This window comes from Streptomyces sp. LaBMicrA B280, from assembly GCF_049222185.1.
GTDB classification, from domain to species: Bacteria; Actinomycetota; Actinomycetes; order Streptomycetales; family Streptomycetaceae; genus Streptomyces; species Streptomyces murinus.
The window spans coordinates 236,788-258,548 of the sequence record NZ_JBMJCT010000062.1 but is presented as its reverse complement, the minus strand read 5'-3'; the positions used below and the strand labels follow the sequence as shown (position 1 = coordinate 258,548).

At 72.2% G+C, this 21,761-nt stretch carries 19 protein-coding genes; 12 read left to right on the top strand and 7 right to left on the bottom strand.

The annotated features are described in order from the left end of the window. Positions 1-158 precede the first annotated feature (158 nt). On the bottom strand, positions 159-644 hold the full coding sequence (locus ACLF5H_RS34220) for a ribose-5-phosphate isomerase (protein ID WP_421679898.1): 486 nt from the start codon (positions 642-644) through the stop codon (positions 159-161). Positions 645-961: 317 nt separating this feature from the next. Between ACLF5H_RS34220 and ACLF5H_RS34215 the strand changes: the two genes are divergently transcribed. Further along, complete coding sequence (locus ACLF5H_RS34215) at positions 962-2,392, top strand: amino acid permease (protein WP_421679897.1); 1,431 nt, start codon at positions 962-964, stop codon at positions 2,390-2,392. Positions 2,393-2,474: 82 nt separating this feature from the next. On the opposite strand, the gene ACLF5H_RS34210 is transcribed toward ACLF5H_RS34215, so the two are convergent. Beyond that, a complete protein-coding gene (locus tag ACLF5H_RS34210; RefSeq protein ID WP_159701352.1) occupies positions 2,475-3,056 on the bottom strand; it encodes a biotin transporter BioY in 582 nt (193 codons plus the stop codon). A gap of 488 nt (positions 3,057-3,544) precedes the next feature. On the opposite strand from ACLF5H_RS34210, the gene ACLF5H_RS34205 reads away from it, so the two are divergent. From ACLF5H_RS34205 to ACLF5H_RS34175, 7 genes are all read left to right on the top strand, one after another. Next, positions 3,545-4,744, top strand: coding sequence for an ROK family protein (locus ACLF5H_RS34205; protein WP_421679896.1), 1,200 nt, complete (start codon positions 3,545-3,547; stop codon positions 4,742-4,744). Between the two features lie 214 nt (positions 4,745-4,958). Then, complete coding sequence (locus tag ACLF5H_RS34200; RefSeq protein ID WP_421679895.1) at positions 4,959-6,005, top strand: ABC transporter substrate-binding protein; 1,047 nt, start codon at positions 4,959-4,961, stop codon at positions 6,003-6,005. Beyond that, a complete protein-coding gene (locus ACLF5H_RS34195; RefSeq protein ID WP_421679894.1) occupies positions 6,002-6,877 on the top strand; it encodes an ABC transporter permease in 876 nt (291 codons plus the stop codon). Before ACLF5H_RS34200 ends, ACLF5H_RS34195 begins: the two co-directional genes overlap by 4 nt. Continuing rightward, complete coding sequence (locus ACLF5H_RS34190; protein ID WP_421679893.1) at positions 6,853-7,593, top strand: ABC transporter ATP-binding protein; 741 nt, start codon at positions 6,853-6,855, stop codon at positions 7,591-7,593. Before ACLF5H_RS34195 ends, ACLF5H_RS34190 begins: the two co-directional genes overlap by 25 nt. Then, positions 7,590-8,927 carry an LLM class flavin-dependent oxidoreductase gene (locus ACLF5H_RS34185; RefSeq protein WP_421679892.1) on the top strand — a complete coding sequence of 446 codons (1,338 nt, stop codon included), beginning with the start codon at positions 7,590-7,592 and terminating at the stop codon, positions 8,925-8,927. Before ACLF5H_RS34190 ends, ACLF5H_RS34185 begins: the two co-directional genes overlap by 4 nt. Positions 8,928-8,953: 26 nt before the next feature. After that, positions 8,954-9,880 (top strand): TauD/TfdA dioxygenase family protein, encoded by a 927-nt coding sequence (locus tag ACLF5H_RS34180; protein ID WP_421679891.1) that lies wholly within the window; start codon positions 8,954-8,956, stop codon positions 9,878-9,880. A 136-nt stretch (positions 9,881-10,016) separates the two neighbouring features. After that, on the top strand, positions 10,017-11,399 hold the full coding sequence (locus ACLF5H_RS34175; protein WP_421679890.1) for an amino acid permease: 1,383 nt from the start codon (positions 10,017-10,019) through the stop codon (positions 11,397-11,399). Between the two features lie 19 nt (positions 11,400-11,418). Here the strand turns inward: ACLF5H_RS34175 and ACLF5H_RS34170 are convergent, their stop codons facing one another. Continuing rightward, entirely contained in the window at positions 11,419-12,189 is a 771-nt protein-coding gene (locus ACLF5H_RS34170) for an HAD hydrolase family protein (protein ID WP_421679889.1), read from the bottom strand. 107 nt (positions 12,190-12,296) lie between these two features. On the opposite strand from ACLF5H_RS34170, the gene ACLF5H_RS34165 reads away from it, so the two are divergent. Both ACLF5H_RS34165 and ACLF5H_RS34160 read left to right on the top strand, forming a co-directional pair. Next, a complete protein-coding gene (locus ACLF5H_RS34165; protein WP_421679888.1) occupies positions 12,297-12,944 on the top strand; it encodes a superoxide dismutase in 648 nt (215 codons plus the stop codon). Between the two features lie 216 nt (positions 12,945-13,160). Next, positions 13,161-14,183, top strand: a complete 1,023-nt coding sequence (locus tag ACLF5H_RS34160) for a 2-hydroxyacid dehydrogenase (protein ID WP_421679887.1) — start codon at positions 13,161-13,163, stop codon at positions 14,181-14,183. Between the two features lie 95 nt (positions 14,184-14,278). Here the strand turns inward: ACLF5H_RS34160 and ACLF5H_RS34155 are convergent, their stop codons facing one another. After that, positions 14,279-14,935, bottom strand: coding sequence for a DsbA family protein (locus ACLF5H_RS34155; protein ID WP_421679886.1), 657 nt, complete (start codon positions 14,933-14,935; stop codon positions 14,279-14,281). A 139-nt stretch (positions 14,936-15,074) separates the two neighbouring features. Here ACLF5H_RS34155 and pepN point away from each other — a divergent pair, with 139 nt between their 5' ends. Further along, positions 15,075-17,648 (top strand): aminopeptidase N, encoded by a 2,574-nt coding sequence (gene pepN, locus ACLF5H_RS34150; RefSeq protein WP_421679885.1) that lies wholly within the window; start codon positions 15,075-15,077, stop codon positions 17,646-17,648. Between the two features lie 275 nt (positions 17,649-17,923). Continuing rightward, the gene (locus tag ACLF5H_RS34145) at positions 17,924-18,988 is read left to right on the top strand and encodes a hypothetical protein (protein WP_421679884.1); all 1,065 of its coding nucleotides are present in this window, start codon (positions 17,924-17,926) and stop codon (positions 18,986-18,988) included. Position 18,989: 1 nt separating this feature from the next. On the opposite strand, the gene ACLF5H_RS34140 is transcribed toward ACLF5H_RS34145, so the two are convergent. From ACLF5H_RS34140 to ACLF5H_RS34130, 3 genes are read right to left on the bottom strand one after another with little or no spacing between them, the layout of a single operon-like run. Further along, positions 18,990-19,211 (bottom strand): hypothetical protein, encoded by a 222-nt coding sequence (locus ACLF5H_RS34140; protein ID WP_421679883.1) that lies wholly within the window; start codon positions 19,209-19,211, stop codon positions 18,990-18,992. Between the two features lie 24 nt (positions 19,212-19,235). Next, the gene (locus ACLF5H_RS34135; RefSeq protein WP_421679882.1) at positions 19,236-19,697 is read right to left on the bottom strand and encodes a hypothetical protein; all 462 of its coding nucleotides are present in this window, start codon (positions 19,695-19,697) and stop codon (positions 19,236-19,238) included. Then, a complete protein-coding gene (locus tag ACLF5H_RS34130; RefSeq protein WP_421679881.1) occupies positions 19,658-21,679 on the bottom strand; it encodes an ATP-binding protein in 2,022 nt (673 codons plus the stop codon). The genes ACLF5H_RS34135 and ACLF5H_RS34130 overlap by 40 nt, the downstream gene beginning before the upstream one ends. Positions 21,680-21,761 lie beyond the last annotated feature (82 nt).

The window sequence follows — 21,761 nt, the reverse complement described above, 5'->3', positions numbered from 1 at the left end:
CTCAGCCTAGGCGCGTTCCCCGGTCGCGTTTCCCGGCGCGTTCCCCGGCCGCGTTCCCCGGCGCGTTCCCCGGTCGCCTTCCTCCGCCGAGCACGACGCCCACCCGCCGCCGAGCGGATCGGCGAGGGGTGGGCGCGGGCGGAGGCAAAGGTGGTGGGTTACTGCTGGGGGTGGTGGGCGGGGATCGGGGGGAGGTCGCCCGTCGTCTCGTAGTCGCTCAGCATGTCGATGCGGCGGATGTGGCGCGCGTCACCGGAGAACGGGGTGGCGAGGAACGTCTCGACGAACGCGGTCGCCTCCTCGGTGCTGTGCATGCGCGCGCCGACGGCGACCACGTTGGCGTTGTTGTGCTGACGGCCGAGGGACGCCGTCTCCTCGCTCCAGGCCAGCGCCGCGCGCACGCCCTTCACCTTGTTCGCGGCGATCTGCTCCCCGTTGCCGGAGCCGCCGATCACGATGCCGAGGGCGTCGGCGTCGGCGGCCGTGCGCTCGGCGGCGCGCAGGCAGAAGGGCGGGTAGTCGTCCTGGGCGTCGTAGAGGTGCGGCCCGCAGTCGACGGGCTCGTGCCCCGCCGCCTTGAGCCACTCGACGAGGTGGTTCTTGAGTTCAAAGCCCGCATGGTCGGAGCCGAGGTACACGCGCATGGGACGAGTGTGACACGCCGGAATCGGGGCAGCAGCCCGGGGTCCACGGCATTCGAGGGGCGTCCGTCAAGGCATCCGGAGGTGACTCATGCGACACCCGGAGAGCTACGGATTTCGTCGTCAAATGTGAGCGGGGCCATAGAACCTCAAGGGAACCTCAAGTAACAATCCGGATTCAGAGGTTCCCGAATTCGTTCGCCTCGGATTCACTGGACCGACTCGTACACCGCTCGTACGAATCCCGTATCGGACCCCACAACGGCAACCCCCGTTTCCGTACGAGAACCCCCGCTCAACAGGCGCAAAGGAATCCGTCCATGACCCCTCCTGGTTCCGGACTTCAAGCAGGCCTCAAGAACCGGCACCTGACGATGATCGCCATCGGCGGTGTGATCGGCGCCGGGCTGTTCGTCGGCTCCAGCTCCGGTATCGCCGCGGCCGGACCGGGCATTCTGCTGTCCTACGCCCTCGTCGGCACCCTCGTCGTCCTCGTGATGCGCATGCTGGGCGAGATGTCCGCCGCCAACCCGACCTCCGGCTCCTTCTCCGAGCACGCCGACCGCGCGCTCGGCCGCTGGGCCGGTTTCTCCATCGGCTGGCTGTACTGGTTCTTCTGGGTCGTGGTGCTCGCGGTCGAGGGAACGGCCGGCGCGAAGATCCTGGAGGGCTGGGTACCCGCGGTGCCGCAGTGGGGCTGGGCCCTCATCGTGATGCTGGTGCTGACCGCGTCGAACCTCGTATCGGTCGGTTCCTACGGCGAGTTCGAGTTCTGGTTCGCCGGTATCAAGGTCGTGGCGATCGGCGCGTTCATCGTCGTCGGCCTGCTCGCGATCTTCGGGGTGCTGCCGGGCGCGCACACCGACAACGCGTCCTTCTCCAACCTCACCAGTCACGGCGGATTCCTGCCGCACGGTCCGGGCTCGATCCTCACCGGTGTCCTGCTGGTCGTCTTCTCCTTCATGGGCAGCGAGATCGCCACCCTGGCCGCCGGTGAGTCGGAGGACCCGCAGCGCGCGGTCACCAAGGCCACCAACAGCATCATCTGGCGTATCGGTGTCTTCTACCTCGGTTCGATCCTCGTCGTGGTCACGCTGGTGCCGTGGAACGACGCGTCGCTGGCGAAGCAGGGTTCGTACGTCGCCGCGCTGAACTCCCTCGGCATCGCGCACGCCGGCGAGATCATGAACGTCATCGTGCTGACCGCGGTGCTGTCCTGTCTCAACTCCGGCCTCTACACGGCCTCCCGCATGGCCTTCTCGCTCGGCCAGCGCGGTGACGCGCCGAAGGCGTTCGCCCGCACCACCTCCCGCGGTGTGCCGATGGCGGCGATCCTCGCGTCGGTCGTCTTCGGCTTCGTGGCCGTGTTCTTCAACTACAAGTTCCCGAACACCGTCTTCCTGTTCCTGCTGAACTCCAGTGGCGCGGTCGCCCTGTTCGTGTGGCTGGCCATCTGCTTCTCGCAGCTGCGGATGCGCCGGATCATCCAGCGCGAGGCGCCGGAGAAGCTCGTCGTGAAGATGTGGCTGTACCCGTACCTGACCTGGGCCGCGGCCGCGCTGATCGTCTTCGTCCTGGGCTACATGCTCACCGACACGGAGGGCGCGAGCAGCGGCCGCAAGACCGTGCTGCTGTCGCTGGGCGTGGCGGCGGTCGTGGTGGTGCTCGCCTTCGTGAAGCAGGCGGTCCAGTCCCGCCGTGCCCCGGCGGGGGCCGCCGAGGCCGCGACGGACAAGGTCTCCATCGGCTGACCCGGTCCGCCCACGGACAACGGCCGCGGGGCCCGACGAACTTCGTCGGGCCCCGCGGCCGTTGTCCTGTGCCGGTGGGCGGCTAGCGCTTGCCCGCGAACTTCCACGCGGTCGGCAGCAGACCCATCGCGAGGGCGGCCTTGAGGGCGTCGCCGATCAGGAACGGGACGAGGCCGGCGGCGACCGCCTGGCCGAGGGAGAGATGGGCGGCCAGGGCCAGGTAGGGGACGCCGACGGCGTAGATGACGGCCGAGCCGAGGATCATCGTGCCCGCCGTGCGCAGCGGGGAGCGGTCGGCGCCGCGGCGGGCGAGGGCGCCCACGACGGCGGAGGCGAGCAGCATGCCGAGGACGTAGCCGAAGGAGACCGCGCCGGTGCCGGAGTCGCCCTCCGCGAACCACGGGACGCCGATCATGCCGGCCACCGTGTACAGGGCGAGGGAGAGGAAGCCGCGGCGGGCGCCGAGCGCGGTGCCGACCAGCAGCGCGGCGAAGGTCTGGCCGGTCACCGGCACCGGAGAGCCGGGCACGGGCACCGACAGCTGGGCGGCGAGCCCGGTGAGCGCGGCACCGCCGAGCACGAGGACGGCGTCACGGGCGCGGGACGCGGGCAGCAGGTCGGCGAGGACGGCACCCGGACGGGCGCTGACGGTGGCGGTGCTCATGGGGACTCCGCGGGGTGAGGAGACAGGGGACAGGTGGGACATCGCGACGCTATACCGGCGCCCCGAGGCCGATCACCGTCAGCGCTCGACAAAGGGTTGATCGACAGCTTGGTGGGCTCCGTACAAAAGCGCGGTTCACACCGGGTTCGGCGTGACGGTGGTCACTGGGGTGGGGTGCTTCAGCAGACGTCGCGGACCGGCGGCGGGTCTGTAGGGATCCACCAAAGCGGCGGCCGGGCCGGCCGCTGGGGTCCCGGGTCGTCTCGGTCGGTGGGCGAGGGGTGGGCAGTGGTCGGGGGGTTTGCTAGCTTCGGGGGCATGGTTGCGCAGGCCCGGTATTTCACGTCGCGTCGCTATGTCGACCTGCGGCGCCAGGGCGCGGCCACCTGTCGCCGTCCGGGATAGGGGCGGGCCGCCGCCCGGCGTCGCGCCGCCCCGTCCTTTCCGGTCATCCGATGTACCGGCTCCGGTCCCGAGGACGGTTCTCCATGCCCCGCAGTGCGGCATCCACCCTTGTCTCCCCCGTGCCCCGCGCCGCCGAGCGCGACCGGCGGCGCGCCAGCGCCAGTTCCGTGCTGCGGTCCGTGCTGGAGCACGGCCCGGTGGCGCGCAGTACGGTGGCGCGGCTGACCGGTCTTTCGCCCGCTTCGGTGACCGAGCACTGTGCGCGGCTCGCCGGGCTCGGGCTGATCCGGGAGTCCCCGGCGCCGCGCCGCTCGCGCGGGGTGGGCCGGCCGCATGTGCCGGTCGAGCTGGACGACGCCCGGTTCGTGGTGGGCGGGGTGCATGTGGCGGTGCCGTACACCACCGTGGCGCTGCTGGATCTGCGCGGGCGGGTGCTGGCCCGGCGCGAGCTGAAGCATGACCGGACCGATCCCGGGCGGGTGCTGGCGCGGGCCGCCGAGGGGCTGGCCGCGCTGTTCGCCGAGGCCCCCGGGCGGCGCCCGCTCGGGGTCGGGGTCGCCGTCGGCGGCTGGGTGGACCGGGAGACGGGCACCGTGGTGGAGCACGAGCTGCTGGGCTGGCGGGAGGTGCCGGTGCGGGAGCTGCTCGCCGCCCGTACCGGTCTGCCGGTCGAAGTCGACGGGCACGCGCGGGCGTTGGTGAACGGCGAGCGCCTGTTCGGGCGGGCCCGGGGCAGCCGGAGCGTGCTGCATCTGTTCGTGGGCAATGTGGTCGACGCGGCGTTCGCCACCCATGACGAGGTGCACCACGGGCCCCGGTCCGCGGCCGGTGCCATCGCGCATCTGCCGGTGCCGGGCGGCACCGAGCCGTGCCCGTGCGGCCGTACCGGATGCCTCCAAGTGGAGCTGGGGGAACGGACGTTGTGCCGCAGGGCGCGGGCGGCCCGGGTCACCGCCTCGGCGAATCCGATGCATGTCGTGGCCGCGGCGGCGGCCGGGGACCCGGTGGCCCGGCGGCTGCTGGTGGAGCGGGCGCGGGCGACGGGACGGGCGGCCGCGCTGCTGCTCGATGTGCTCAACCCGGAGACGGTCGTGGTCACCGAGGTGGGGGTCATCCACTTCGAGGAGTGCCTGGACGCGCTGCGGGAGGCGGCCGGGAATTCCCGTTCCGCGGCGGTGCTGCCGACGAGTTTTCCCGATTCCGTACTCGCGGTCGCGGGCGGTTCGGTGCTGCTCGACGCGTTGTTCCGGGATCCGCTGGGCGCCTCACCTGAGGGTATTTAATTCAGAAACTCGGAATGTTGACATGGGTCGCCCGGGGCCTGGAACATGCTGGTCATGCGCCCCTTCACGAGCTGTCGAACCGAGTGTCACGCCTTCTGTTGCTGACATCTTGCCGCGCGTGACACGCGTGTTGCCGTGAATTTCCCAGGGCTTCTTCGCATTTCCTTTGAGTTTCTCCGTGTTTCCGTTGACCGGCTCTTTCCGGGAGACCTCCATGCACCGTCGTCTCTTTCTCACCTCCCTGCTGGGCGCGTCCGCCGCCGTCGCCGGACTCGACGGCTGCGCCAAGGGCGTGGCCACCGCCGACACCGGCGGCGCCGCCGCCACCCGGCCCCTCGCGGCCAGGGTCCCCGCCGGGACCAGCCTGAAGATCACGTCGTACCAGGGCGTGGAGCAACTCCAGTTCAGACTGGGGAAGTTCCCGCCGCTGCCGTTCACCGTGTCCGACTGGGTGAACATCGGCGCCGGACCCGATGTCATCAACGCCTTCCGCGCCAGGTCCCTGGACGTCGCCAACAACGCGGGCATCCCGCCGATCCAGGCGCAGTTCCAGGGCCTCGCGGCGAAGATCGTGGCGATCGAGCTGACCCGCAGGCCGAACTACCTGTTCGCGACCCGGCCCGGCAGCGACATCCGCACCGCGGCCGACTTCAAGGGCAGGCGGCTCGCCTTCTCGCAGGGGCAGGCGCAGGGCGTGGTCCTGCTGCGGGCCCTGAAGCAGGCGCATCTGGCGTACGACGACGCCGAGTTGGTGCCGCTGACCAGCAACCAGTTCCTGACCGCCCTCCAGTCCGGCCAGGTGGACGTGGCGCCGCTCGCCAACAGCCAGGCACCCGCCTACCTCAAGCAGTACGCGGCGAAGGGCGCCCGCACCGTCACCACCGACGTGGTCGACCTGCTCAACCTGCTCTGGGCGCCGCAGGCCACGCTGGACGACCCCGCCAAGGCCGCCGCGATCGCCGCGTACATCCCCAGGTGGGCCCGGGGCCAGGTGTGGCAGTACGAGCATCCGGACCGCTGGAACGAGGAGTTCTACGTCAAGACGCAGAACCTGACCCTCCCGCAGGCCGAGTCCATCACCGCGCTCGCCAACAAGCCGCTGTTCCCGCCGTGTTGGGACGAGGCGATCAGGTGGGAGCAGGAGACCGCCGATCTGCTCGCCGAGGGCGGCTTCGTGAAGAAGACGGATGTGTCGGGCCTGTTCGACCACCGCTTCGAGGCGATCGCCGCCCGGGCCGTGCCCGAGGAGTACCGGAAATGACCGCCGTGACGACCACGCCGACCCCGCCGAACGTCGCGTCCGGGGAGCCGCCCGCGGTCCGCCGGCGGCGCCGCCTCTCCCCCGGGCGCCGGCTGCCCGCCGCCCGGCTGGCCGGGCGCCGGCTGCCCGCCGCCCGGCTGGCCGGGCCCCTGCTGGTGCTGGCCGCCTGGGCGATCGCCTCGGCCGCCGGGCGGCTCGACCCGGCCGCGATACCCGCGCCCTGGACGGTGCTGCGCACCCTCGGCCGTCTGTGGACCGACGGCACCCTGCCCACCGATGTGCTGACCTCGCTGCGCCGGGCCGCGTACGGCTTCACGATCGGGCTCACCGCCGGGGTGCTGCTGGCGCTGGTGTCCGGGCTCAGCCGCACCGGGGAGGCGCTGATCGACGGGACCGTGCAGCTCAACCGGGCGATCCCGACCCTCGGCCTGATCCCGCTGTTCATCCTCTGGCTGGGCATCGGGGAGACCTTCAAGGTCGCCATCATCGCGATCGTCGTCTACGTCCCGGTCTATCTGAACACGCATGCCGCGCTGGCCGGAATCGACAGCCGCTATGTCGAACTGGCCGAGGTCCAGGGCCTGTCGAGGCTCGGCTTCGTGCGGCAGGTGGTGATCCCGGGGGCGCTGCCCGGGTTCTTCGTGGGGCTGCGGCTCGGGGTGACCGGCTCCTGGCTGGGCCTGGTGGTGCTGGAGCAGATCAACGCCACCAGCGGGCTCGGCTATCTGATGTTCCAGGCGCAGAACTACGGCCGTACCGACACCATCCTCGTCGGCCTGCTGATCTACGGCGTCTTCGGCCTGGTCTCCGACAGCGCGGTCCGTCTGATCGAACGGAGGGTGCTGTCATGGCGCCGCACACTGAGCAGCTGACCCGGCCCGCTACCGCCGTCCAACTGCGTTCCCTGCACCGGTCGTTCGGCGAACGTACGATCCTCGACGGCATCGATCTCGAACTGCCCGCCGGACAGTTCACGGCGCTGCTCGGGCACTCGGGGTCCGGGAAGTCCACCCTGCTGCGGGCGATCGCCGGGCTCGATCACGGGGTGGCCGGGTCCGGGCAGGTCGCGGCGCCGCGGCAGGTCTCGGTGGTGTTCCAGGACTCCCGGCTGCTGCCCTGGCGCCGGGTGCTGGACAACGTGCTGCTGGGCCTGGACGGGAAGGACGCCCCGCGGCGCGGCCGGGCCGCCCTCGCCGAGGTCGGCCTCGAAGGGCGGGAGCGGGCCTGGCCGGGCGAGCTGTCCGGTGGTGAGGCACAGCGGGCCGCGCTCGCCCGCGCCCTGGTGCGTGAGCCCGAACTCCTGCTGGCGGACGAGCCGTTCGGGGCGCTGGACGCGCTGACCCGGATCCGGATGCACCATCTGCTGCGCGAGCTGTGGGAGCGCCACCGGCCCTCCGTGCTGCTCGTCACCCATGACGTGGACGAGGCGATCGTGCTCGCCGACCGGGTCCTCGTCCTGGAGCGGGGCCGTATCGGCCTCGATCTGACCATCGACCGACCCCACCCGCGCTCCTACCGGGAGCCGGTCCTGGGCGAGTACCGGGAGCGGCTGCTGGCCGCCCTCGGTGTCACGGAGGACCACCGATGACCACCCGCCGACTCCATCTGAACGCGTTCCTGATGAGCACCGGCCACCACGAGGCGTCCTGGCGGCTCCCGGAGAGCGATCCGTACGCGCATGTCGATCCGCTGCACTACACCCGGCTCGCGCGGACCGCCGAACGCGGCACCTTCGACAGCCTGTTCCTCGCCGACAGCCCCCAGCTGTGGGGCGAGCTGGGTCAGCGTCCGGCCGGTGCCCTGGAGCCGCTGACCCTGCTGACCGCGCTGGCGACGGCCACCGAGCACATCGGTCTGATCGCCACCGCGTCCACCTCCTACAACTCCCCCTACAACCTGGCCCGCAGGCTCGCCTCGCTGGACATCGTCAGCGGCGGCCGGGCGGGCTGGAACATCGTCACCACCGCGGGCGCGGAGGCGGCCCGCAACTTCGGACTGGAGCAGGAGCCCGCGCACGGCCAACGGTACGCGCGGGCCGCGGAGTTCCTCGACGTGGCGCTGAAGCTGTGGGACAGCTGGGAGGACGACACGATCGTCGCCGACAAGGCGGCCGGCGTCTGGGGCGACGACGGCAAGATCCATCCGCCCCGGCACGAGGGGCCGTACTTCCGGGTCGCGGGCGCCCTCAACGTGCCGCGCTCCCCGCAGGGTTACCCGCTGCTGGTGCAGGCGGGCTCCTCGGCGGACGGCAGGGCGTTCGCGGCGCGGTACGCGGAGGCGGTGTTCACCGCGCAGCAGACCCTCGCCGACGCGCAGTGCTTCTACGCGGACGTCAAGCAGCGCACCGAGCGGGCCGGGCGGGACCCGGAGCAGCTGAAGGTGCTGCCCGGGATCGTGCCCGTGCTCGGCGCGACGGAGGCCGAGGCGCGGGCGGCCGAGCAGGTCCTGGAGGACCACATCGTGCCCGAGCACGGGCTGCGGCGCCTGGAACGGCTGCTGCAACTCACGCCCGGTGAGCTGGAGTTGGACAGAGAGCTGCCCGCCGAGCTGCCGCCGGAGTCCGCCGTTCAGGGCGCCAGGAGCCGGTACACGCTGGTGGTGGAGCTGGCCCGGCGCGAGCGGCTCACCGTGCGGCAGCTGATCGGCCGGCTCGGCGGCGGGCGCGGCCACCAGACCTTCGCCGGGACGCCCGAGCAGATCGCCGACCGCATCGAGACCTGGTTCACCCGGGGCGCGGCCGACGGCTTCAACATCATGCCGCCCGTGCTGCCCTCGGGCCTGGACGCCTTCGTGGACCACGTCGTACCGATCCTGCGCGCCCGGGGCCTCTTCCGCACCGAGTACGGACCGAGGCGGACCCTGCGCGAACGCTACGGCCTGCCGCGCCCCGCGAACCAGCACCTGTCCCCCGCCTTCGCCTGACACCCACCTCTCGGAAAGGAATCCCCATGTCCCTGGAGATCACCAAGATCACCGCGCGCATCGGCGCCCGTGTCTCGGGCGTCGACCTCACCCGGCCGCTCACCGAGGCGGAGGTGACCGGCATCCGCGAGGCGCTGAACGCCCACAAGGCGCTGGTCTTCGCCGCCGAGGGCCTGGACGACGCCGGTCAGCAGGCGTTCGCCCGGCACTTCGGCGCGCTGACCACCGCCCATCCGACGGTCGGCGCCGTCGAGGGCGCCCCGAACGTGCTGCCCGTGGACAGCGAGCGGGGCCGCGCCAACCACTGGCACACGGACGTCACCTTCGTCCTCAACCCGCCCCAGGCCAGCACCCTGCGCTCGATCACGATCCCGCCGTACGGCGGCGAGACGCTGATCGCGAACGCGGCCGGCGCCTACCGCGATCTGCCCGAGCCGCTGCGCCGCTTCGCCGACACGCTGTGGGCCGAGCACACCAACGACTACGACTACGCCGTACCGGACGAGGAGATCGACGCGGAGAAGGCGGCCCACCGCGCCCAGTTCACCTCGATCACCTTCCGCACCGCCCATCCGGTGGTGCGCGTCCATCCGCTGACCGGGGAGCGCGGGCTGTTCGTCGGCGGGTTCGCGCAGCGGATCGTGGGCCTGTCGGTCCGCGAGTCCCGCACGATCCTGGACCTGCTCCAGTCGTATGTGACCCGGCCCGAGAACATCCTGCGCCATCGCTGGGCGGAGCGGGAGCTGGTCCTGTTCGACAACCGGATCACCCAGCACTACGCCATCGACAACTACGACGACCTGCCGCGCCGGCTGCACCGGGTGACCGTCGCCGGTGATGTCCCGGTCGGTGTCGAGGGCAAGGAGAGCTACTCCATCGAGGGCGACGCCGCGCACTACACACCCGTACACACCCCGGCGGATACCCCCGCGCCCGAGCCCGCGGCGGTGTAACCGGAGTCTCACTCTCCGAATGGCGGGTGTCCGGATACTGGGCGGTCTCTCCGTGTGAGCGGACGGGTCGCCCAGACTGGGTTAGTTTTTGCCCGCCCATTGCACGCCCGCCTATCGCATCGGGAGAGCCGCGCCCATGCCCAGCCCCACCCGCTCGGACACACCACGCCTGGCGGAGAACCCCGCCCTCTCCCATGGTCTCAAGCAGCGCCATCTGTCGATGATCGCCCTCGGCGGTGTGATCGGCGCGGGGCTCTTCGTCGGATCGGGCGCGGGTATCGCCGCCGCCGGACCGTCCATCGTGATCGCCTACGCCCTGTCCGGGCTGCTGGTGATGCTGGTCATGCGGATGCTCGGCGAGATGTCGGCCGCGTACCCGTCCTCGGGCTCCTTCTCCGCGCACGCCGAGCGGGCGATCGGCCCCTGGGCCGGGTTCGCGGCCGGGTGGGCGTTCTGGGTGCTGCTGTGCACGGCGGTGGGCCTGGAGGGCATCGGCGCGGCGAAGATCGCGCAGGGCTGGATGCCGGGCAGCCCGCAGTGGGTGTGGGTCGCCCTGTTCATGCTGGTCTTCCTGGGCACGAACCTGGCCGCCGTGAAGAACTTCGGCGAGTTCGAGTTCTGGTTCGCCGCGCTCAAGGTCGGCGCGATCTCGCTGTTCCTGGTGCTCGGCGTGCTCGCCGTCACGGGCGTGCTGCCCGGCACGGACTCACCCGGCACCGCCCATCTCACCCACTTCCTGCCGCACGGCGGCCAGGGCCTGGTCATCGGCCTGCTCGCCTCGGTCTTCGCGTACGGCGGCCTGGAGACGGTCACCATCGCGGCGGCGGAGTCCGAGGACCCGGTGCGGGGCGTGGCGCGCGCGGTGAAGACGGCGATGTGGCGGATCGCCGTCTTCTACATCGGCTCCATGGCCGTCGTCGTCACCCTGGTGCCCTGGAACGACCCGGAGGTCGTGGCGCGCGGCCCCTACGTGGCGACCCTGGACCACCTCGGCATCCCGGGCGCGGGCCAGCTCATGAACGTCGTGGTGTTCGTGGCCCTGCTGTCCGCGATGAACGCCAACATCTACGGCTCCTCGCGCATCGCCTACTCCCTGGTCCAGCGCGGCCAGGGCCCGAAGGTGCTGGCGAAGGTGTCCGGCGGGGTGCCCCGGATCGGCGTGCTCACCTCCTGCCTGGTCGGCTTCGTCTGTGTGCTGCTGAGCTACTGGCGGCCCGATGACGTCTTCCCGTGGCTGCTGAACATGATCGGCGCGGTGATCCTGGTCGTCTGGATCTTCATCGCCGTCTCCCAGCTGCTGCTGCGCCGCCGCATCGAACGCGAGGCCCCGGAGAGGCTGGTCGTGCGGATGTGGGCCTTCCCGTACCTCACCTGGGTGGCGCTCGCGGGCATGGCCGCGATCTTCGTCCTGATGGCACGGCAGCCCGACACCCGCGTCCAGCTGTACTCCTCGGGCGCGATGACGCTCGTCCTCGCGGCGGCGGGGTACGCCTGGCAGCGGGTGCGCGCCAAGCGCTGACCCGTACGGGGCGCGGCGCTCAGGCCGCGGGCGGCAGCGCGGCCAGCCGGGAGATCTCGGCGGCCACGGCCTCCGGGTCGGGGGTGACGGTGACGCGGGCGATGCCGTCCAGGGCAGGGTGGGCGCCGACCCGGACCGAGTGGTGGGCGTGGCGCAGCAGGTCGAGGTCGTTGATGTCGTTGCCGAAGGCGTTGTAGCGGTCGATGCCCAGCGAGGCCAGGGCCTCCCACTTGTTCGTGGTGCCCGGGGCGAAGTCGATGATCGCCTCGTCGAGATGGTGGTTGACGGTCATGCCGAGCACGCGGCCCGCCTCGGCGAGGGCGGCCATGTCGGTCGCGTCGACCACGAGGAACTTCACCACGGCAGGCAGGCCCGCGAGGTCGACCCGGCGGGCGAGCCGCCCCTGGTCGACGCGGCCGAGGATCGGGTGCTCGGCCGGCCCGGTGTAGGCGTAGTCCCAGGGCCCGTCGGCGAGGTAGCCCGCGCGGTAGCGGTCGGCCTCGATCAGCAGCTTGCCGAGGTCGCCCGGCTCGAACGCGGCCCGCGCCCGGACCTCACCGCCGACGGCGACCAGGCTGCCGTTGCCACCGATCAGCGTGGCGGTGGGGAAGGCCCCGCCGAGCACCGGCAGCAGATCGCGGACCGGCCGGGCGGAGGCGAAGACCAGCTGGTGACCGGCGCGCTCGCAGGTCTCGATGGCGGTACGGATCCTGCCGTCGATCGTCCGTCCGTCGAAGCAGAGCGTGCCGTCGACGTCGAAGACCGTGGTGCGGGCGCTGGAAGTGATCACCGCGCGATCGTATCGACACTAAGGGGAGCCTTCCTGTCGCCCTGGTGCAGTTGTTGCTAGCGTGTAGTTGCAAGCAGTTTGCAATAAGGTTCCGGAGGGGATCACCCATGCCCGTCTACACGCTGCCCGAGCTGCCCTACGACTACTCCGCGCTGGCCCCCGTGATCAGCCCCGAGATCATCGAGCTGCACCACGACAAGCACCACGCGGCCTATGTGAAGGGCGCCAACGACACGCTGGAGCAGCTGGCCGAGGCGCGCGACAAGGAGACCTGGGGTTCGATCAACGGCCTGGAGAAGAACCTGGCCTTCCACCTCTCCGGGCACATCCTGCACAGCATCTACTGGCAGAACATGACCGGTCCGAAGGACGGCGGCGGCGAGCCGCTGGCCGCCGACGGCGTGGGCACGCTCGCCGACGCGATCACGGAGTCCTTCGGCTCCTTCGCCGGTTTCAAGGCCCAGCTGACCAAGGCCGCGGCCACCACGCAGGGCTCCGGCTGGGGCGTCCTCGCGTACGAGCCGCTGAGCGGGCGGCTGATCGTGGAGCAGGTCTACGACCACCAGGGCAACGTCGGCCAGGGCGCCACGCCGATCCTGGTCTTCGACGCCTGGGAGCACGCCTTCTACCTCCAGTACAAGAACCAGAAGGTCGACTTCATCGACGCCATGTGGGCCGTCGTCAACTGGCAGGACGTGGCCCGCCGTTACGAGGCCGCCACCTCGCGCGCGAACACGCTGCTGCTGGCCCCCTGAGCCCCGGCGCGCCCCGCGCGCCGCTGAAGCGCCCTGCCTCGTGATCGTCTTCTCACCCTTCACGACGGCAGGCGGATGAGGGGAGGCCCTCCGTGAGGACATGACTCGCGGAGGGCCTTTCGCCGTACGCGCCGGGCGCGTTCGGAGTTTCCCCGCTTTCCCCACACACCAGGGATTGACGCCCCTCGGCTGATCATTACAACCTGTGTTCCTGTGATGACCTCCAGTGTGCGGGTACTGGCCGCCGGCGACCGCTTCGTGCTCCCCTCGCTGATCACGGCCGCGCTGGCCAGACAAGCCCACTGCGATGTACGGGAGTTGACCCTCGACTGGCCGCAGAAACCGTTCGGCACCGTCGCCGAGGTGGAGGAGGCAAGCGACGCCGAGGACGAGCTGATCACGGCCCTCGCCGGGGCGGACGTCCTCGTCACCCAGATGGCACCGGTCACCGAACGGGTCCTCGCCGCCCGCCCCGAGTTACGGCTGGTCGCGGTCTGCCGGGCCCGCCCGGTGAACGTCAATCTCCGCGCGGCCCGCGCCCACGGGGTCCGGGTGTGCTGCGCGCCCGGCCGCAAGGCCGCGGCGACGGCCGAGTTCACCGTCGGGCTGCTGCTCGCCGCGCTGCGGCGCATCCCGCAGGCCCATGACCGCCTCACCGCGCAAGGGAGTTGGGCGGGTTCCCGGTACTACACGTACGAGCACAGCGGCCTGGAGGTGGAGGACCTGCCCGTCGGACTCATCGGGTACGGCGCGGTCGGCAGCCGGGTGGCGCGGGTGCTGGGCGCGCTCGGGGCGCGGGTGATGGTGTACGACCCGTACGCGCGCGGGGAGATGCACGGGCTGCGGATGGCCTCGCTGGACGAGCTGCTGCGGCGCTCGCGGGTGATCAGCCTGCACGCCCGGGTCACCGAGGAGACACGGGGGCTGATCGGGGCGCGGGAGCTGGCGCTGCTGCCGCCGGGGGCGGTGGTGGTGAACGCGGCGCGGGGGGCGCTGCTGGACGAGGGGGCGCTGTGCGACGCGCTGGAGGACGGTCGGCTCGCGGTGGCGGCGCTGGACACGTACGCCGACGAGCCGCTGCCGGCGGACTCGCGGCTGCGGACGGTCGGGGGGCGGGTGGTGCTGACGCCGCATGTCGGCGGGGCGAGCCGGGCGGTGGCGGAGAAGGGGGCGCGGATCGCGGCGGCGGAGGTGGGGCGGTGGGTGCGGGGCGAGGCGCTGGCGCATTGTCTTACGTGAGCGAGGGGACCGCACAAGACGGGCAGGGCCTCGCGCGCGCGTTGCGCGAAGCCCTGCCCCGTTGATCACGACAGTGCTCTCCGCGGCCCCGGAGGTCAGTCGAAAATGGGCCCCTGCGTCCGCGTCCGCTTGATCTCGTAGAAGCCCGGGACCGAGGCGACGGCCAGGGTGCCGTCCCAGAGGCGGGCGGCCTGTTCGCCCTTGGGGGCGGGGGTGACGACGGGGCCGAAGAAGGCGATCTGCTCGCCGTCCTCACCGGGGACGGCGATGACCGGGGTGCCGACCTCCTGGCCGACCTTGTCGATGCCCTCCTTGTGGGAGGCGCGCAGCTCGGCGTCGAACTCGAAGTCCTGCTGCTCGGCGTAGTCGATCAGCTCGGCGGGCAGACCGACGTCGGCGAGGGCCCCGGCGATGGACTCCAGGGTGATGCCCTCGCCGTTGTTGTGGATACGGGTGCCGAGCGCGGTGTACAGCGGGCCCACGACCTCCTGGCCGTGCTTCTGCCAGGCGGCGGTGACGACCCGGACGCCCTGCCAGGCGCGCACCGCGAGCATCTCCCGGTACTCCTCGGGCAGCGTGTCCAGCTTGTCCTCGTTGAGGACGGCGAGGCTCATGACGTGCCAGCGGACCTCGATGTCGCGGAGCTTCTCCACCTCCAGGACCCAGCGGGAGGTCATCCAGGCCCACGGGCACAGCGGGTCGAACCAGAAGTCGACAGGGGTCTTGCCGGACGGGGAAGCGGTGTCGGACATGGCTCTCCTCAGCGAAACGGTCTTCTTGAGGGATCAACGACATCGTCCCGGGGGGCATTCCCCGATGATTCCCGTCAGGGGCACATGGCAGGATCGGTGCTGTTCAGCCCCCATCACGCGATCACAAGGGAGTGCCGCCGTGCCCGGTGAGAATCTTTCCCGCGACGAGGCCCGGGAGCGGGCCGCACTGCTGTCCGTCGAGGGATACGACGTGTCCCTGGACCTCAGGTCGGCCGTCGGCGACGCGGCCGGCGAGCCGCGCACCTTCCGCTCGGTCACCACGATCCGCTTCCGCTGCACCGAGCCGGGCGCGTCCAGCTTCGCCGACCTGATCGCGCCGAGCGTGACCGCGGTGTCGCTCAACGGCAAGGACCTGGATCCCGGCGAGGTCTTCGACGGCGCCCGGATCGCCCTTGAGGACCTGGCCGCGGAGAACGAGCTGGTGGTGGACGCCCAGTGCGCCTACTCCCGCACCGGCGAGGGCCTGCACCGCTTCGTGGACCCCGAGGACGGCGAGGTCTACCTGTACACGCAGTACGAACCGGCCGACTCCCGCCGGGTGTTCGCCAACTTCGAGCAGCCGGACCTCAAGGCGCCCTTCCGCTTCGAGGTGCGCGCGCCCGAGGGCTGGACCGCGTGGAGCAACGGCGCCGGTGAACTCACCGACGGCGTCTGGAAGTTCGCGGAGACGAAGCCGATCTCGACGTACATCACCTGCGTGGTGGCGGGGCCGTACCACTATGTGACGGACTCCTACTCCCGTACGTTCGCGGACGGTACGACGCTGGAGATCCCGCTGGGCGCGATGTGCCGCAAGGGGCTCGCGCCGCACTTCGACGCCGACGACGTCTTCCTGGTCACCAAGCAGGGCCTGGACTTCTTCCACGAGAACTTCGACTACCCGTACCCGTTCGGGAAGTACGACCAGGCGTTCGTGCCGGAGTACAACCTGGGCGCGATGGAGAACCCGGGCCTGGTGACCTTCCGCGAGGAGTACATCTTCCGCGGCAAGGTGACGCAGGCGTCGTACGAGGCCCGCGCCAATGTGATCCTGCACGAGATGGCGCACATGTGGTTCGGCGACCTGGTCACCATGGCCTGGTGGGACGACCTGTGGCTGAAGGAGTCCTTCGCGGACTTCATGGGCACGTTCGGCAACGTCGGCGCGACCCGCTTCAAGGACGCCTGGATCACCTTCGCCAACCGCCGCAAGGCATGGGCGTACCGCGCGGACCAGCTGCCGTCCACGCACCCGATCACCGCGGACATCCGCGACCTCCAGGACGCCAAGCTCAACTTCGACGGCATCACCTACGCCAAGGGCGCCTCCGTCCTCAAGCAGCTGGTGGCGTACGTCGGCCAGGATGCCTTCCTGGAGGGCGCCCGCCGCTACTTCAAGCGGCACGCCTACGGCAACACGCGCCTCGGCGACCTGCTGTCGGTGCTCGGCGAGACCAGCGGCCGGGACATGACGGCCTGGTCGCGGTCCTGGCTGCAGACGGCCGGGGTGAACGCGCTGACCCCGCAGGTGCTCCTTGAGGACTCCCGCGTCGCCGAGCTCGCGGTGCTCCAGGAGGCCGCCGAGTCGCACCCCGAGCTGCGTCCGCACCGGGTCGCGGTGGGCCTGTACCGGCTGACCGAGGGCGGCGCCCTCGAACGGTACGCGCGGGTGGAGACGGACGTGGAGGGCCCGCGCACGGTCGTGGCGGACCTCGCCGGTGCCGAGGCCCCGGACCTGGTGCTGGTCAACGACGACGACCTCACCTACTGCAAGATCCGCTTCGACGCGGCCTCGCTGGACACGCTCCGGGAGCACCTGGGCGACCTGACCGACCCGCTGGCGCGCGCGCTGTGCTGGTCGGCGCTGTGGAACATGACCCGGGACGCGCTGCTGCCGGCCCGGGACTTCATCGCCCTGGTGCTGCGGTTCGCGAGCCGTGAGTCGGACATCGGCGTGCTCCAGATGCTGCACGCCTGGACCCACACCGCGCTGGACCACTACGCCGCCCCCGACTGGCGGCCGACGGGTGGCGCGCTGCTCGCCGAGGGCGCGCTGCGCCGGCTGCGGGCGGCCGACGCGGGCAGCGAGCACCAGCTGGCCTGGGCGCGCTTCTTCGCCTCGACGGCCTCGGCCGGGCCGGATCTCGCGCTGCTGAAGGACCTGCTGGACGGCACCACGTCGATCGAGGGCCTGGAGGTGGACCAGGAACTGCGCTGGGCGTTCCTCGGCCCGCTGGCCGCCCATGGCGTGGCGGACGAGTCCGTGATCGCCGCCGAGCTGGCCCGGGACGACACCGCGTCCGGCAAGCGCCACCAGGTGCGCTGCCTGGCGGCCCGTCCGTCGGCGGCCGTCAAGGCGCAGGCGTGGGCGCAGGTGGTGGAGTCCGACACGCTGTCGAACGCGCTGGTGGAGGCCACCATCGCGGGCTTCGACCAGCCCGGTCAGCGAGAGCTGACCGCGCCGTACGCCGAGAAGTACTTCGCGGCCATCGACCGGCTCTGGCAGGAACGTTCGATCCAGATCGGCATGGACATCGTCAGCGGGCTGTTCCCGGCCCTCCAGGACCGGCCCGCGACGCTGGCCGCGGCGGACGCGTGGCTTACGGCGCACGCGGACGCGGCCCCGGCGCTGCGGCGGCTGGTGCTGGAGGCGCGGGACGACCTGGCGCGCGCCCTGCGCGCGCAGGAGTGCGACGCCCAGGCTGCGGGCTGACCCCTGGCCCGAGCCGGGCTCCGGCCCGAGCCGAGCTTTGACCCGAGCCGAGCTTTGGCCCGAGCTGGGCTTTGGCCTGAGCTTTGGCGGTCGGTGACCGTTACGGGACCCGTACCCGTAAGGCCGTAACCCCTGGTCCGCACCCGGACGGACCAGGGGTTTCCGGTGCCCTTTCGGCATCCGAACACCTGACCTTTAGTACTACCTTGTCCGCATTTATCGACGACCGTGTAACAGCGGTTAAAGGGGGGACCAAGGGTGGGCATCCGAAGGGCATGACGCACAACGCACCGCTCTCCTCCCGCTCCCTCGGTCACCTCGGCCCGCTCACCGAGCCCCATCAGCGGGTCCTGACGACGGCCCAGCTGCGCGCCCACGGGGTGACCGCGGCCGAACTCTCCGCACGCTGCCGCCCGGGCGGGCCCTGGTCCCAACTGCTGCCGCACGTCTACGTGTTGCACCCCGGGCCGCCGACGAGCGAGGAGCGGCTGCACGGCGCCCTGCGGTACGCGGCCCGGGAACCCGCGCCCGGCGTCCCGGCCCAGCCGACCGGGCGGCACGCGTACCGGCCGCCCTACCCGGGCGCGGTGCTCACCGGCCTCGCGGCGCTCGCCCTGTACGGCTTCACGGGGACTCCGCCGCTGCCGGACCTGGAGCACGTCGACGTCCTGGTACCCCGGCAGCGCCGGCTGCGCTCCTCCGGCTACGTCCGCGTCCTGCGCACCGCCGACCTGCCCACCCCCGCCACGGTGACCGGGCTGCCGGTGGCGCCGGTGCCGCGGGCGCTGGCGGACGCGGTCGCCCAGCTGCGGGACGGGGCGGTGGTGCGGCGGCTGCTGACCGAGGCGGTGCGTGGCGGGCACTGCGAACCGGCCGCCGTCGTACGGGAGTTGACCAGCGCCAAGCTGCTCGGGCTGCCGCATGTGGTGGACGCGGTGGACTCGCTGGTGGCGGAGGGCCGGGCGATCGCGGAGAACCGGCTGTACCGGATGGTGCGCGAGCACGGCCTGCCGGACCCGCTGTGGAACGTCGACCTGCGGCTGCCCGGCGGGCCCCGCCTCGGTGCCCTGGACGCGTACTGGCCGGACCAGGCGGTCGCGGTCGAGCTGGACACCCGGGCGCGGCACGGGCACGCGGAGGGCGAGTCGGACGAGGAGACGGAGTGGGCGCGCCACGCCCGCAAGCGGGAGCACCTGGAGCGGCTCGGCATCACGGTCGTCCATCTGACCCCGAGGAAGCTCAGGGACGCGATGGAGCAGCAGGCCGCGGTGGTCCGTACGGCCCTGATGGCGGCGGACGACCGGGAGCCCGCCGCCTATGTGGTGGTCCTGCCCCGGTAGTTCAGGCCTCTTCCGGCATCTCGTGGTGGACGTGCAGATCGCCGTTCATCACCGTGTAGACGGTGCCGTGGTCGTTGGCCGTGTTGTTCTGGACGGGACCGGCGGCCTCCCGGTCGGCCTCGGGGGCGGCCTGCCGGACCTCGACGCGGTTGCCGTTCCCGGCGACGACCGGGCCGGACGCGTCACCGCCGATGCGGATGCTGTTACCGGGTGTACGGGACATGGGGCCCTTCCTGGGGAGCGGGGGTCACCGCGCGCGGGTGAGGTAGAGCGTTCCGCAGCTGAAGCACTGCACGCCCTGCTGGTAGGTCTTGGTCATGGTGGTGGTGACCTTGGCGGAGTCGCCGCTGAGGGTGATCGTGGTGGTGGCCTCGCCGAGGAGGTCGGTGCAGGAGCCGCCGGTGGAGTTGTAGATGGGCCGCTCGGCGCTGTAGGTGTCGCCGCCGCCGGTGAACTCGGTGCTCGCGTCCTGGCCGCAGGCGTCGCGCCCGCGGGAGACGTATCCGCCGCCCGACGCGTCGAACTCGTACGTCGCCCCGTCGCTGCCCGTCCAGCGTCCCGCGAGACCGGTGTCGGAGGAGCTGGACGAGCTGGACGAGCCGGAGCGGCTCTCCGCGAACGAGTGCACCGCCTGGCTGATGACGACCCGGCCCACGACGACGGCGACGATCACCGCGACGACCTTGAGCACCACGGAGGCCCCCGCCATGGAGGCCCCGGCACCGGCCGCGCCCGCACCCGCGGCGCCCGCGCCCGCCGCGCCCGTCCCCGCGTGATCTTGCGCGCCTGGATCGCCCACAGCTCGGAACAGGACCGCGAACCCCGGCGCGCCGACCTGCTGTTCGCCTTCGCCGCGCCCGCCTTCGCCGCACCGGCGTTCGCCGCGTGCGGGGCGGCGGCCGAGTGTGTCGTGGCCGCCGTGTGGGAGGTGGCCGTGGTGTGTGTGGTGGCCGTCGTGTGCTGGGCCGCCGTCGTGTGGGCCGTCGTGCCGGGGTCCATCGGGGTGGCGGGCGGGTGGGCCGCCGTACCGTGTGCGCCCGCCGCGTGGGCGGTGGACGGGTCGGGGGCGGAGGGCCCTGCGGAGGGTCCTGAGGAGGCGAGGTGGGAGGCGCCGCCGTCCGGCTGGAGGAGGGTGCCCTGGGCGTTCGCGGCGTGCGAGGGGACGTACTGGTGGGCCCCGGCGGCCGCGTTCGCGCCGTGCACATCGCCGAGTTGGCGCCACAGGACGGCCGCCTCGGTGAGCAGGACGGCCGCCATCACCCGGCGCCCGGTGAGCAGGCTGCGGATGCCCTGCTCATGGGTGAAGTACGCGACGGCCTGACGGTCGCCGGCCAGCTGGGCGGCGGGCAGCCCGAGGTCCAGCAGCCTGCCCCACACACCGAACCGCAGCGAGCGGGCCAGCGCCGGGGACGCGGCCCGTACGATCCGCACCGCCAGCTCGGGGCGCCCGTCCCGCTCGGCGAGTTCGGCCACCACCTCCAGGGCGCGGGCGTGCTGCTCGACCTGCGCGGGGGTGGTGGCGGGGCGGCCGATCCAGGTGGCGAAGTGCTCGCACAGCACCTCGACGGGGAACGGCTCGGGGTCGCGCTCGCGCAGCGCCGGTACGACATCGGCCACGGCGCGGTAGCCGCGTTGGGTCTGCTCCGCGAGGCCCAGGTCCACCAGGCGGCCGCAGAGCAGGGCGGTGTCGGAGGCGCCGCCGAGGGCCTCGATGTGGCCGACGTCGAGTTCGGCGTCGTCGAGGGTGGTCAACAGCCGCAGGACGCGCAGCGGTTCGTCGTCCAGTCGGCCGAGCAGCAGGGGCAGCAGATCGCCGACCTCGGCGGGGCGGGGCAGGGCGCCGGTGCCGGCCGCCTCCAGGCGGGTGAGGGCGGCGGCGCGCAGCAGCAGCAGGGGCCGCCCGGACGATGTCTCCCACAGGTCGCCCGCCGTGGCGCCCTCCGCGCCCGCGCCCACGGGCCGCCCCAGTTCGCGGGCGAGCAGATCGAGGGCGGGGGCGCGGCCGATGCCGTCCAGGCGCAGGGCGGTGCCGTCGCCGAGCAGCGATCTGTCCCGGCCCGCGACGACGAACGTGGCGTCGGGCGCCGCGTCCATGAGGGTGCGCAGGCCCTCCGGGGAGAAGTCGGCGTTGTCGACGTAGACGGTGACGCGCACGCCGGTCATCAGGCGGCGCAGTTCGGGGCCGGAGGGGGCGTACCCCCGGGTCTCGTAGCAGGCCTCGAACATGTCCTGGGCGAGGTCCTCGGGTTCGCGCCGGGCCGCGTCGAGGAAGAGCACGCCGTCGCGTTCCGGGGTGAGGGTGCGGGCCGCGTGCCGCAGCAGGGTGCTCTTGCCGACGCCGGGCGCGCCCCAGAGCTGGACCGGTCCGCCGTCGCGGACGGCGGTCGCGAGCCGGGCCAGGTCGGGGTCCCGGCCGAGCGGCGCGTTCTGCCGCCGGGGCAGCAGGGCCACCCGGTCGCGGCGCACCGGGCGGGGGCGGCGGCCCTCCATGAGGAGGGTGACGGTGGAGCCGTGCTGGGCGTCGATGACGACGTTGTGATCACCGGCGACGACCGGGCCGCCCGCGTCGCCCGCGATGTCGATCCGCCGCTCGGGCCCGTGTCCGGGCCGTCCCTCGTGCCGCTCCTCGTGCCGTCCCTCGCGCCGTTCCTCGTCGGCCGGCGCGGGCCCGCTCGTGTCCCTGTCCGTCATGACAACCCCCGTTGCGCAGGCGGCCCCGGAGCCCTGTCGCGCCGGCGCCCTGCCGCCACGCTAGCCACGGGCGGGCACCGGG

What these genes read in the sequence shown, in the direction of transcription:
- ACLF5H_RS34175 (WP_421679890.1), top strand. Translation starts at nt 10,017, where the DNA reads ATGCCCAGCCCCACCCGCTCGGACACACCACGCCTGGCGGAGAACCCC.
- ACLF5H_RS34205 (WP_421679896.1), top strand. Translation starts at nt 3,545, where the DNA reads ATGCCCCGCAGTGCGGCATCCACCCTTGTCTCCCCCGTGCCCCGCGCC.
- ACLF5H_RS34200 (WP_421679895.1), top strand. Translation starts at nt 4,959, where the DNA reads ATGCACCGTCGTCTCTTTCTCACCTCCCTGCTGGGCGCGTCCGCCGCC.
- ACLF5H_RS34190 (WP_421679893.1), top strand. Translation starts at nt 6,853, where the DNA reads ATGGCGCCGCACACTGAGCAGCTGACCCGGCCCGCTACCGCCGTCCAA.
- ACLF5H_RS34135 (WP_421679882.1), bottom strand. Translation starts at nt 19,697, where the DNA reads ATGGCGGGGGCCTCCGTGGTGCTCAAGGTCGTCGCGGTGATCGTCGCC.
- ACLF5H_RS34130 (WP_421679881.1), bottom strand. Translation starts at nt 21,679, where the DNA reads ATGACGGACAGGGACACGAGCGGGCCCGCGCCGGCCGACGAGGAACGG.
- ACLF5H_RS34210 (WP_159701352.1), bottom strand. Translation starts at nt 3,056, where the DNA reads ATGAGCACCGCCACCGTCAGCGCCCGTCCGGGTGCCGTCCTCGCCGAC.
- ACLF5H_RS34220 (WP_421679898.1), bottom strand. Translation starts at nt 644, where the DNA reads ATGCGCGTGTACCTCGGCTCCGACCATGCGGGCTTTGAACTCAAGAAC.
- ACLF5H_RS34180 (WP_421679891.1), top strand. Translation starts at nt 8,954, where the DNA reads ATGTCCCTGGAGATCACCAAGATCACCGCGCGCATCGGCGCCCGTGTC.
- ACLF5H_RS34165 (WP_421679888.1), top strand. Translation starts at nt 12,297, where the DNA reads ATGCCCGTCTACACGCTGCCCGAGCTGCCCTACGACTACTCCGCGCTG.
- ACLF5H_RS34185 (WP_421679892.1), top strand. Translation starts at nt 7,590, where the DNA reads ATGACCACCCGCCGACTCCATCTGAACGCGTTCCTGATGAGCACCGGC.
- ACLF5H_RS34145 (WP_421679884.1), top strand. Translation starts at nt 17,924, where the DNA reads ATGACGCACAACGCACCGCTCTCCTCCCGCTCCCTCGGTCACCTCGGC.
- ACLF5H_RS34140 (WP_421679883.1), bottom strand. Translation starts at nt 19,211, where the DNA reads ATGTCCCGTACACCCGGTAACAGCATCCGCATCGGCGGTGACGCGTCC.
- ACLF5H_RS34195 (WP_421679894.1), top strand. Translation starts at nt 6,002, where the DNA reads ATGACCGCCGTGACGACCACGCCGACCCCGCCGAACGTCGCGTCCGGG.
- ACLF5H_RS34155 (WP_421679886.1), bottom strand. Translation starts at nt 14,935, where the DNA reads ATGTCCGACACCGCTTCCCCGTCCGGCAAGACCCCTGTCGACTTCTGG.
- ACLF5H_RS34215 (WP_421679897.1), top strand. Translation starts at nt 962, where the DNA reads ATGACCCCTCCTGGTTCCGGACTTCAAGCAGGCCTCAAGAACCGGCAC.
- ACLF5H_RS34160 (WP_421679887.1), top strand. Translation starts at nt 13,161, where the DNA reads ATGACCTCCAGTGTGCGGGTACTGGCCGCCGGCGACCGCTTCGTGCTC.